This window comes from Cellulomonas triticagri (genome assembly GCF_003696205.1).
Classification (GTDB): Bacteria; Actinomycetota; Actinomycetes; order Actinomycetales; family Cellulomonadaceae; genus Cellulomonas; species Cellulomonas triticagri.
Genome location: NZ_RFFI01000128.1, coordinates 1 through 11609, shown reverse-complemented (window position 1 = coordinate 11609; position 11609 = coordinate 1). Strand labels below are relative to the sequence as shown.

The following is an 11609-nucleotide window of genomic DNA, read 5'->3' as shown; positions in this document are numbered from 1 at the left end:
GGGGTGTCGGCGACGCCCCAGGCCCGCGCGGCGGGGGTGCGTAGCGCCCAGGTGGTCGCGAGGTCGGGGGTGCGCCAGGAGTCGACCGGGGCGCGGGGCGGCTCGGCGGGGGCCGTGGCCGGGGCGTCGGTGAGCGCGGGCTCGGGCAGCACGACGTCCGCGGTGCTGGTGGTCGTGGTGGCCTGCGCCTCGGGGGCCGCGGCGGCGTCGAGGACGCGCGGGGCCAGGGTCCCGGTCCCCTCGGACCAGGCGGTGCCCCGGGCGCGCCCGTGCTGGGGTCCGCGGTGCGCCGTGCCGTGCTGCCCGGGCGGCCGGGGTCCGGGCTGCCCGGTGACGCGCAGGATGCCCGCGCGGGCGGGCAGCTCGACGAGGCGCCACATGGCGAACGCCAGCACCCCGGACACGACGAGCACGACGAGGATCGTGACCGGGCCGCGCAGCGGGGTGGCGAGGACCGTCTTGATGACGAGCTCGTGCAGCAGGTAGAAGGTGAACGACAGGGCGCCGCCGAGCTTCACGGCCGGGTGCCGGGCCCACCGGTTGCGGCCCTCGATGTCGCCCCAGGCACACCGGGCGGCGAGTGGCGCGAACGCCACCGCCAGCAGGGCGGTGAGCGCCGTCGGGTACACGTCGACGGCGGCGGCGCCGAGGATGCAGGTCGCCAGCAGGCCCAGCAGCACGGGGGCGGGGACGCGGGGGCGCCAGCCCTCCTGCACCGCGAGGGCCGTGACCATGCCGAGCGCGAACTCCGGCAGGCGGCTGACCGGCAGGTGGAACAGCACGGGGATCAGCGTCGGCCAGATCAGCCCGACCACCGGGGGCACCAGCAGCGCGGTGCCGACCAGGGCGACCCGGCCGCGGGCGCGCAGCCGGCGCAGCAGCCGCAGGAGCAGGGGGAACGCGGCGTAGAACGCGATCTCGCAGGACAGCGACCAGGCGACGCCGTTCATGGCGAACACGACCTGCTGGTCCGGGGACCACGCCTGCACGAGGAACAGCCCGGCGAGCACCGTGGGCAGGTCGGGGCGGGTGCCGACGACCAGGACGGTGACGGCGAGCCCGATCACGAACGCCGTGAGGTAGTTCGGCAGGATGCGCGCGAGCCGCCGGGTGTAGAACGCCTTCACGGGCGTGCCGGGCCGCGCGGTCCAGGTCAGGACGAAGCCGGAGAGCACGAAGAACAGCCCGACGCCGGTGTAGAAGGCGCTGGACCCGCGGATGACCTGCAGGTCGAACGAGTTGACGTGGTAGAGCATCACCAGGACGGCGCCCGCCGCGCGCAGCCCGTTGAGGCTCCACAGCACCGGCAGCGCGGGCCCCTCGGCGGCCTCGGAGGCGGGGGCGGCGGCGGTGCGGGGGCCGGCGGCGCGGGGCGCGGCGGACGTGCCTGCGGTCACGTGTCCCCCTGTGCTGGTCGGGCCGTGGAGTCGGCGCGCGTCGGCTGTCGTCGGCTTGTCGTCAGGGCGTCGTCGGCCGTCCGAGGTGGGCAGCGAGGGCTGGCCCCGGCACTGCTCCTCGCAAATTAGGACAAACGGTGCAGAACGTGTCAAGAAGGGTCCCCCATCTGCGCGCCCCGGATGCGGCTGCCCGTCATCCGGACGAGCGCGCCCCGCGGCCCGGGTGAGCGTGTCGGAGGTCGCTCGTAGAGTGGAGTCCTCACCCCGGATCCGACGGATCCGGGGTCGTCGCGCTGTTCCCGCGTCGCCGCCTGTCGGCGCCGTGGCGGAAGGAACCCATGAACGTCGCCGGTCTGCTCCCCGTCCTGCTCACCGACCCCGCCGTCGCGCGTGCGGTCGAGCTCGTCGTCGCCCGCGGCGAGGTCGACGTGGTCGGCCCCGCCGGGATCCGGCCGCCGCTGCTCGCCGCCCTCGCGGGCGCCGGGTCTCCTGCGTCCGGTGGGTCGGGTGCCGGGGCGCCGGGCCGTCGCGGGCGTCCGCTCGTCGTCGTCACCGCGACCGGCCGCGACGCGGACGAGACCGCCGCCGCGCTGCGCTGCTACCTGCCCGACGACGACGTCGCCGTCCTGCCGTCGTGGGAGACGCTGCCGCACGAGCGGCTGTCGCCCCGCAGCGACACCGTCGCCCGGCGGCTCGCGGTGTTCCGCCGCCTCGCGCACCCGGACCCGGAGCTGAACCACGCCGGACCGGTGCGCGTCCTCGTCATGCCGGTGCGCGCGCTGCTGCAGCCCGTCGTCGAGGGCCTGGGCGAGCTCGAGCCGGTCGCGCTGAACGTCGGCGAGCGCGCGGACCTCACCGACGTCGCCGAGCGCCTCGTCGCCGCCGCGTACAGCCGGGTCGACATGGTCGAGCGCCGCGGCGAGTTCGCCGTGCGCGGCGGCATCCTCGACGTCTTCCCGCCGACCGAGGACCACCCGCTGCGCCTCGAGTTCTGGGGCGAGGACGTCGAGGAGATCCGCTGGTTTTCCGTGGCCGACCAGCGCAGCCTGGAGGTCGCGTCGCACGGCCTGTGGGCGCCGCCGTGCCGGGAGATCCTGCTGACCGACGAGGTGCGCGAGCGCGCCCGCTCGCTCGTGGAGCAGCTGCCGGGCGCCGTGGACATGCTCGACAAGCTCGCCGAGGGCATCGCGGTCGAGGGCATGGAGTCGCTCGCCCCGGCGCTGGTCGACCGCATGGTCCCGGTGCTCGACCTGGTCCCCGACGACGCGCTGCTCGTGCTGTCCGACCCGGAGCGGGTGCGCCGCCGGGCGCACGACCTCGTCGCCACCACCGAGGAGTTCCTGCAGGCGGCGTGGACGTCGGCGGCCGCGGGCGCCTCGACGCCGCTGGACCTGTCCGCCGCGTCGTTCGCGTCCTTCGCGGAGGTGCGGGCCCTGGCCGCCGTGCGCGGGCTCGGGTGGTGGACGCTCAGCCCGTTCACCCTCGACGCCGACGCCGCCGAGGGGACGGCGACCCCCGACGACCTGGCCCACGAGGACGGCGTCGAGACGCTGGTCGTCGGCGCCCGCGAGCTCGAGCGCTACCGCGGCGAGGTCGAGCGCGCGGTCGCGGACGTCCGGCGGTTGCAGCAGGACGGCTGGCGGCTGGTGCTCGCGACCGAGGGCCACGGCCCCGCGCAGCGCATGACCGAGCAGCTGCGCGCCGCCGAGGTCCCCGCCCGGCTCGTGCCCGCGCTGGACGGGGAGCCCGAGGGCGGCGTCGTCCTCGTCATGCCCGCGCAGGTCGGCCCCGGCTTCGTCGCCGAGGCGCTGCGGCTCGCGGTGTTCTCCGAGTCCGACCTCACCGGCCGCCCGGGGTCCTCCACCCGCGACATGCGCAAGATGCCGAGCCGGCGGCGCAACGTCGTCGACCCGCTGCAGCTGCGCCCCGGCGACTTCGTGGTGCACGAGCAGCACGGCGTCGGGCGGTTCGTGGAGCTCATCTCCCGGACCATCGGCACCGGCGCCGCCGCGGCGACCCGCGAGTACATGGTCATCGAGTACGCGTCCTCCAAGCGGGGGCACCCGGGCGACCGGCTGTTCGTGCCGACCGACCAGCTCGACCAGGTGACCAAGTACGTCGGCGGCGAGGCGCCCAGCCTCAACAAGATGGGCGGCTCGGACTGGGCCAAGACGAAGGGCCGGGCGCGCAAGGCGGTCAAGGAGATCGCGGGCGAGCTCATCCGGCTGTACTCCGCGCGCCAGGCCACCGCGGGGCACGCGTTCAGCCCGGACACCCCGTGGCAGCGCGAGCTCGAGGACGCGTTCGCGTACGTCGAGACCCCCGACCAGCTCGCCACGATCGACGAGGTCAAGGCGGACATGGAGAAGTCCGTCCCCATGGACCGGCTCATCTGCGGCGACGTCGGCTACGGCAAGACCGAGATCGCGGTGCGCGCGGCGTTCAAGGCGGTGCAGGACGGCAAGCAGGTCGCGGTGCTCGTCCCGACGACGCTGCTGGTGCAGCAGCACCTCGACACGTTCACCGAGCGGTACGCGGGCTTCCCGGTGACGGTGAAGTCGCTGTCCCGGTTCCAGACGAAGGCCGAGTCCGAGGCCGTGGTCGACGGGCTGAAGGACGGCAGCGTCGACGTCGTCATCGGCACGCACCGGCTCATCACGGGCGAGGTCCGGTTCAAGGACCTGGGCCTGGTCATCATCGACGAGGAGCAGCGGTTCGGCGTCGAGCACAAGGAGACGCTCAAGGCCCTGCGCACCAACGTGGACGTGCTCGCGATGTCGGCTACCCCGATCCCGCGGACGCTGGAGATGGCCGTGACCGGCATCCGCGAGATGTCGACGCTGGCCACGCCCCCGGAGGAGCGGCACCCGGTGCTCACGTTCGTCGGCGCGTGGGAGGAGAAGCAGATCTCCGCCGCGATCCGCCGCGAGCTGCTGCGCGAGGGCCAGGTGTTCTACGTGCACAACAAGGTCGAGTCCATCGAGCGCACCGCCGCCCGGCTCAACGAGCTCGTGCCCGAGGCCCGGATCGCGGTCGCGCACGGCAAGATGAACGAGCACCAGCTCGAGCAGGTCATCGTGGACTTCTGGGAGAAGAGGTTCGACGTCCTGGTCTGCACGACCATCGTCGAGACCGGCCTCGACATCTCCAACGCGAACACGCTGATCCTCGAGCGCGCCGACCGGCTCGGGCTGTCCCAGCTGCACCAGCTGCGCGGGCGCGTCGGTCGCGGTCGGGAGCGGGCCTACGCGTACTTCCTGTACCCGCCGGAGAAGCCCCTCACCGAGACGGCGCACGACCGGCTGCAGACCATCGCCGCGCACACCGACCTCGGCGCGGGCATGGCCGTCGCGATGAAGGACCTCGAGATCCGCGGCGCGGGCAACATGCTCGGCGGCGAGCAGTCCGGGCACATCGAGGGCGTCGGCTTCGACCTGTACATCCGGATGGTGGGGGAGGCCGTCGCGTCCTACCGCGGCGACCAGCCCGAGGAGCTGCCGGACGTCACGGTGGAGATGCCGGTCGACGCGCACATCCCGCACGACTACATCGCGCACGAGCGGCTGCGCCTGGAGGCGTACCGCAAGCTCGCGGCGGCGGCCGACGAGGCGACGCTGGAGGAGATCTCCGCCGAGCTCGTGGACCGGTACGGCGCGATCCCCGAGCCGGTCGCGAACCTGTTCGCCGTCGCCCGGTTCCGGCTGCACGCCCGCACGGCCGGGCTCACGGACGTCACCGCGCAGGGCAAGTTCGTGCGGTTCGCGCCGGTCGAGCTGCCCGAGTCCGCGCAGCTGCGCCTCAAGCGCCTCTACCCGGGGTCGGTGCTCAAGCCCGCGCTGCGCACGGCGCTCGTGCCGTTCCCGACGACCGCGCGGATCGGCGGCAAGCCGCTGCACGGCGAGGCCGTCCTCGCGTGGGCGCGCGAGCTCATCGACGCCGTCGTGCTCGGCGACGTCTCGGCCGCGGCGGGGGTGGGCACGGCGGCGCGCTGACCCCCGGGTCCCGGCGGGGGCGCGGCGCTGCCGCCTACGATGGCGGGGTCGGGCGAGGAAGCAGATGCGGAAGGCCAGGTGACGCGTGGTGACGCGCAAGTCCTACCGGCGGGTCGTGCCCGCCCTCGGAGCGCTCGTGGTGGCGGCGACGCTGACGGCGTGCGGCGGCGGCCAGCCCGGCGCGGCGGCCCTGGTCGGCGACCGTGCGGTCCCGTCGGCGGACGTCACCGCGGTGACGCGGGACCTGACCGCCATCGCCGGTGACGCGGCGCCGTCCAGCACCATCGTGCTGATCGCGCTCGCGCAGGCGCCCGCCGTCCTGGAGCACACCGAGGAGGCCGGGCTCGGGTACTCCGACCAGCAGGCCCGCGACGACCTCGCCGCGCAGACCGGCGGCGACCCCGAGGACTTCGCCGACGCCACCGTGACCTACGTGCGCACCAACGCCGCGATCCAGGCGCTGCAGAGCGCCCCGGACGCGCAGGCCATCGCGACGGCGATCTCGGAGGACCTCGCGTCCGACGGCATCGAGTTCAACCCGCGGTTCGGCACCCTGACCGACGAGGGCGCCGTGGTGTCGACCACCTACCCCTGGCTCGTCCCGACCGCGGCGGCCGTCGCGCCGTGACGACGCCCGACGTCCTCGGCGAGCCGGACGCGCTCCGGCGGCTGGTCGCGGTGATGGATCGGCTGCGCTCGCCCGGCGGCTGCCCGTGGGACGCCGCGCAGACGCACGCCTCCCTCGTCCCGTACGTCCTGGAGGAGGCCCACGAGGTCGCCGAGGCCGTCGAGGGCGGGGACCGCGCGCACCTGCGCGAGGAGCTCGGCGACCTGCTGCTCCAGGTGGTGTTCCACGCCCGGATCGCGCAGGAGGACCCCGACGAGCCCTGGGGCGTGGACGAGGTCGCGGCCGACCTGGTCGCCAAGCTCGTGCGCCGGCACCCGCACGTGTTCGGGGAGCCCGGGGCGTCCGACGTCACCGACGCCGACGGCGTGAACCGGCAGTGGGACCGCATCAAGGGCGAGGAGAAGGGCCGGGATTCCGTCCTCGACGGGGTGCCGCTCGCGATGGGCGCGCTCGCCCGGGCGCAGAAGGTCGCGTCCCGCGCCGAGCGCTCCGGCCTGGTCGACGCCGCGCCCGCGCCCACCGGCGACGACGTCGGCGCGCGGCTGCTCGCGCTCGTCCAGGAGGCCCAGTCCGCGGGTCTCGACGCGGAGGGCGAGCTCCGTCGCGCCACCGCGGCCTGGGAGTCCGCCCTCCGCGCGGCCGAGCACCCCACGACCTGACCACCCCCGGCACCTCCACCGCTCCCGCGCCCCGCCCCCGGGGCGTTCGGCGTCGAACGGTCAGCAGGTGCGGGGTTCCGCTCCCCGGGACCCGCACCTGCTGACCACTCGACGCTGGCGCGGGGCGCGGGGGCGAGGGGGCGAGGGGGCACGAAGGCGAGGGGACGGGGGACGGGGCGCGCGGGTCCTTGGTCCGGGACCGGGGCGCGGGTGGGGGCGCAGGATGGACCTGGCCGCGGCCCCCGCCGGCGGTCCCCCGTGCGCGCACGCGCACGCACCGCGCACCGAGGACGAGGAGGGGTCGATGCGGATCGGCGTCCCGAAGGAGGGTCGACCGGGCGAGCGCCTGGTGGCCGCGACACCGGCGACCGTCGCCCGGCTCGCGAAGCTGGGCTACGAGGTCGTGGTCGAGCACGGCGCGGGTGCGGCCGCGAGCTTCCCGGACGAGGCGTACGCCGACGCGGGTGCCGCGCTCGCGGACGCCGCCGAGGTCTGGGCGAGCGACGTCGTCACCGCGGTGAACGCCCCCGCGGACGCGCAGGTCGCGGCGATGACGCCCGGCGCGACGCTCGTCGCGATGCTGGCCCCGGCGCAGCACCCGGAGCGCGTCGCGGCGCTGCACGCGCGGGGCGTGACGGCGCTGGCGCTGGACGCCGTGCCGCGCATCTCCCGCGCGCAGGCCCTCGACGTGCTGAGCACGATGTCGAACGTCGCCGGGTACCGCGCGGTCATCGAGGCCGCCGAGGAGTTCGGCGGGATGTTCACCGGGCAGGTCACCGCCGCGGGCAAGACCCCGCCCGCGACCGTGTTCGTCATCGGCGCGGGGGTCGCGGGCCTCGCGGCGATCGGCGCGGCGGGCAGCCTCGGCGCCCAGGTGCGGGCGTTCGACGTCCGCCCGGAGGTCGGCGAGCAGATCGAGTCCATGGGCGCGACGTTCGTGCAGGCCGAGGTCGCGCAGCAGGAGGTCTCCGCCGACGGCTACGCGAGCGCGCTGACCGCCGAGCAGGAGCGGCTGACCGCGCAGATGTACGCCGCGGAGTCCGCGCAGGCCGACATCGTCATCACCACCGCGCTGGTGCGCGGCACGGCCCCGCGCACGATCACCGCGGAGATGGTCGCGGCCATGCGCCCCGGCAGCGTGGTCGTGGACCTCGCGGCGTCCGGCGGCGGCAACTGCGAGCTCACCGTCCCGGGGGAGAAGGTCGTCAGCCCGAACGGCGTGACGGTCCTCGGGTACACGGACCTGACCAGCCGGATGGCGCGGCACACCTCGCAGCTGTTCGGCACCAACGTCGTCAACCTGCTCGCCCTGCTCACGCCCGGCAAGGACGGCGCGCTGACCCTCGACCTGGGCGACCCGGTGCAGCGCGGCATGGCCGTCACCCGGGACGGCGAGGTGCTGTGGCCGCCGCCGCCCGTGCAGGTGTCCGCGGCGCCCGCGCCCGAGGCCACCCCGGCCGTCGCGCCGGTCGACCCGGCCGAGAAGGCCCGCGCCGCCCGCGAGGCCGCGCACCGCAAGGGGCAGCGGCAGATGGTCGGGCTCGCGCTGGGCGCGGTGCTGCTGGCGCTCGCGATCACGTTCTCCCCGGCGGCGTTCCTCGGGCACATCACGGTGTTCGTGCTCGCGGTGTTCGTCGGCTACTACGTCATCTCGAACGTCAGCCACTCGCTGCACACCCCGCTGATGGCCCAGACCAACGCCATCTCCGGGATCATCCTGGTCGGCGCGCTGCTGCAGATCGGCAGCGACTCCTGGCTGGTCAGCACGCTCGCGGTCGTCGCGGCGGCCGTCGCGAGCATCAACATCTTCGGCGGGTTCCTCGTGGCGTTCCGCATGATCGGCATGTTCCGGAAGGAGGAGGCGTGATGCTGACCTCCCTCGTGCAGGCCGTCTACCTGGTCGCGGCCGTCCTGTTCGTCCTGTCCCTGGCAGGCCTCTCCAAGCAGGAGACCGCCCGGCGCGGCAACGCCCTCGGCATGGTCGGCATGGGCCTCGCGCTCGTCGCGACCGTGGTCCTCGCGCTGCAGGAGAGCGAGCGGGACCCGCTGGTCACCCTGCTGCTCATCGCCCTGGTGCTGGTCATCGGCATCACCGTCGGCACCTGGCGGGCCCGCAGCGTCGAGATGACGCAGATGCCCGAGATGATCGCGATCCTGCACAGCTTCGTCGGCGTCGCCGCGGTGCTCGTCGGGTACAACTCGTACCTCACCGACACCCACGCGGACGCGGTGCACCTGGTCGAGGTGTTCCTCGGCGTGCTCATCGGCGCGGTGACGTTCACCGGCTCGGTCGTCGCGTACCTCAAGCTCTCCGCGCGGATGAAGTCCGCGCCGCTGACGCTGCCCGGCCGCAACTGGATGAACCTCGGGGCGCTCGTCGCGTCCGCCGGGGCGCTCGGCTGGTTCCTCGCGGCGCCGTCCGCGGTCCCGCTGGTGCTCATGACCGTCGTCGCCCTCGCGCTGGGCTGGCACCTGGTCGCCGCGATCGGCGGCGGGGACATGCCCGTCGTCGTGTCGATGCTCAACTCGTACTCCGGCTGGGCCGCCGCCGCGGCGGGCTTCATGCTCGGCAACGACCTGCTCATCGTCACCGGTGCCCTCGTCGGCTCCTCCGGCGCGATCCTGTCGTACATCATGTGCCGCGCGATGAACCGGTCGTTCATCAGCGTGATCCTCGGCGGGTTCGGCGCCGAGGGCGGCACCGTCGCCTCGTCGTCCGCCGAGGCCACCGGCACGCACACCGAGGTCGACGCGGCGGAGGTCGCCGAGATGCTCAAGGGCGCGGGCAGCGTCGTCATCACCCCCGGCTACGGCATGGCCGTCGCCAAGGCGCAGTACCCGGTCGCCGAGCTCGTCGCCCGGCTGCGCGCCTCCGGCGTGGACGTGAAGTTCGGCGTGCACCCGGTCGCGGGGCGACTGCCCGGGCACATGAACGTGCTGCTCGCCGAGGCCAAGGTGCCCTACGACGTCGTCCTGGAGATGGACGAGGTGAACGACGACCTCGCGGACACCGACGTGGTCCTCGTCATCGGCGCGAACGACACGGTGAACCCGGCCGCGCTGGAGGACCCGGGCTCGCCCATCGCGGGCATGCCGGTGCTGGAGGTCTGGAAGGCGAAGCAGGTCGTCGTGTTCAAGCGGTCCATGGCCACCGGGTACGCGGGCGTGCAGAACCCCCTGTTCTTCCGGGAGAACACCGCCATGCTGTTCGGCGACGCCAAGGACCAGGTCGAACGGATCGTCGCAGCGCTCTGACCAGCGGTTCCACGGGCCGTCCGCGCGGGTGCGCGGGCGGCCCGTGCGCGCTGCACCAGCCGTTCACCACGCGCTCGCCAAAGGTCCCACCGCCGTTCGCCGCGGACGGCACTAGGCTGAGGTCGCAAACCCGACCTTCTTCAAAGGAGCACCATGGCCAGCATCGAGGCCGTCGGCGCCCGCGAGATCCTGGACTCGCGCGGCAACCCCACTGTCGAGGTCGAGGTCGCTCTCGACGACGGCACGATCGCCCGCGCGGGCGTGCCCTCGGGTGCCTCGACCGGTGCCTTCGAGGCCGTCGAGCGTCGTGACGGCGACAAGGGCCGCTACCTGGGCAAGGGCGTCGAGGACGCCGTGAACGCCGTGATCGACGAGATCGCCCCGGAGCTCATCGGCTTCGAGGCCTCCGAGCAGCGCCTGGTCGACCAGGCCCTGATCGAGCTCGACGGCACCGCCAACAAGGGCAAGCTCGGCGCCAACGCGATCCTCGGCGTCTCCCTCGCCGTCGCGAAGGCCGCGGCCGACTCGGCCGACCTGCCGCTGTTCCGCTACGTGGGCGGCCCGAACGCCCACGTCCTGCCGGTCCCGATGATGAACATCCTCAACGGTGGCTCGCACGCGGACTCCAACGTGGACATCCAGGAGTTCATGGTCGCCCCCATCGGCGCCCCGACCTTCCGCGAGGCGCTGCGCACCGGCGCCGAGGTGTACCACTCCCTCAAGTCCGTGCTGAAGAGCAAGGGCCTGTCGACCGGTCTGGGCGACGAGGGCGGCTTCGCGCCGAACCTCGAGTCCAACCGCGCCGCGCTGGACCTCATCCTCGTCGCCATCGAGAAGGCCGGCTTCGTCCCGGGCAAGGACGTCGCGCTCGCGCTCGACGTCGCGGCGACCGAGTTCTTCAAGGACGGCGCGTACCAGTTCGAGGGTGTCGCCAAGACCCCCGCCGAGATGGTCGCGTTCTACGAGCAGCTCGTGGCGGACTACCCGCTGGTCTCCATCGAGGACCCGCTGTCCGAGGACGAGTGGGGCACCTGGTCCGAGCTCGTCGGCAAGGTCGGCGACAAGGTCCAGATCGTCGGCGACGACCTGTTCGTCACCAACCCGGAGCGCCTGGCCAAGGGCATCGAGCTCAAGGCCGCGAACTCCCTGCTGGTCAAGCTGAACCAGATCGGCACCCTGACCGAGACGCTGGACGCCGTCACCCTGGCGCAGCGCAACGGCTTCACCACGATGACCTCGCACCGCTCCGGCGAGACCGAGGACGTCACCATCGCCGACCTGTCCGTCGCGACCAACGCCGGCCAGATCAAGACCGGTGCGCCGGCCCGTGGCGAGCGCATCAACAAGTACAACCAGCTGCTCCGCATCGAGGAGGAGCTGGACGAGGCCGGCCGCTACGCGGGCGCCTCGGCCTTCCCGCGCTGGAAGGCCTGAGCCTCACCGCTCGCAGCACCGGAGGCCGGTGACCCCACGGGGTCGCCGGCCTCCGGCGTGTGCGGATCTCGTGAGAGCACCCGGACACGGCCGCCCGACGTGCGCCCGCCGACGCGGCAACCGGGGCACAATCGGACGCATGCCCGCCCCCCGTCGACCCGCCGCGCCGCGCACCGGCGCCGGGTCCGACGACGACGGCCGCACCCCCGCCCGCCGCCCGGCCCCGCGCACCGACGGGGTGCCG

General features: G+C 74.1%; 7 protein-coding genes. 6 read left to right on the top strand and 1 reads right to left on the bottom strand.

All coding sequences use genetic code 11. From position 1 onward, the window contains the following. On the bottom strand, nt 1–1397 hold a 1397-nt coding region (locus EBM89_RS17535; RefSeq protein WP_147463606.1), incomplete at its 3' end, for an acyltransferase family protein. Nucleotides 1398–1735: 338 nt separating this feature from the next. Here EBM89_RS17535 and mfd point away from each other — a divergent pair. The 6 genes from mfd to eno all read left to right on the top strand — a co-directional run bounded on the left by mfd (nt 1736) and on the right by eno (nt 11365). Continuing rightward, nucleotides 1736–5389, top strand: a complete 3654-nt coding sequence (mfd, locus tag EBM89_RS17530; RefSeq protein ID WP_122150928.1) for a transcription-repair coupling factor — start codon at nt 1736–1738, stop codon at nt 5387–5389. An 88-nt stretch (nt 5390–5477) separates the two neighbouring features. Beyond that, nucleotides 5478–6017 carry a hypothetical protein gene (locus EBM89_RS17525; RefSeq protein ID WP_147463605.1) on the top strand — a complete coding sequence of 180 codons (540 nt, stop codon included), beginning with the start codon at nt 5478–5480 and terminating at the stop codon, nt 6015–6017. After that, entirely contained in the window at nt 6014–6676 is a 663-nt protein-coding gene (locus EBM89_RS17520) for a nucleoside triphosphate pyrophosphohydrolase (protein WP_233571827.1), read from the top strand. The genes EBM89_RS17525 and EBM89_RS17520 overlap by 4 nt, the downstream gene beginning before the upstream one ends. Before the next feature lie 304 nt (nt 6677–6980). Next, nucleotides 6981–8543 (top strand): Re/Si-specific NAD(P)(+) transhydrogenase subunit alpha, encoded by a 1563-nt coding sequence (locus EBM89_RS17515; protein WP_122150930.1) that lies wholly within the window; start codon nt 6981–6983, stop codon nt 8541–8543. Next, a complete protein-coding gene (pntB, locus tag EBM89_RS17510; protein WP_122150929.1) occupies nt 8543–9931 on the top strand; it encodes a Re/Si-specific NAD(P)(+) transhydrogenase subunit beta in 1389 nt (462 codons plus the stop codon). Before EBM89_RS17515 ends, pntB begins: the two co-directional genes overlap by 1 nt. A 153-nt stretch (nt 9932–10084) precedes the next feature. After that, a complete protein-coding gene (gene eno / locus EBM89_RS17505) occupies nt 10085–11365 on the top strand; it encodes a phosphopyruvate hydratase (protein WP_122150926.1) in 1281 nt (426 codons plus the stop codon). Nucleotides 11366–11609: the final 244 nt, after the last annotated feature.

Coding starts and splice junctions, on each gene's coding strand:
- mfd (WP_122150928.1), top strand. CDS start 1,736: ATGAACGTCGCCGGTCTGCTCCCCGTCCTGCTCACCGACCCCGCCGTC.
- EBM89_RS17515 (WP_122150930.1), top strand. CDS start 6,981: ATGCGGATCGGCGTCCCGAAGGAGGGTCGACCGGGCGAGCGCCTGGTG.
- pntB (WP_122150929.1), top strand. CDS start 8,543: ATGCTGACCTCCCTCGTGCAGGCCGTCTACCTGGTCGCGGCCGTCCTG.
- eno (WP_122150926.1), top strand. CDS start 10,085: ATGGCCAGCATCGAGGCCGTCGGCGCCCGCGAGATCCTGGACTCGCGC.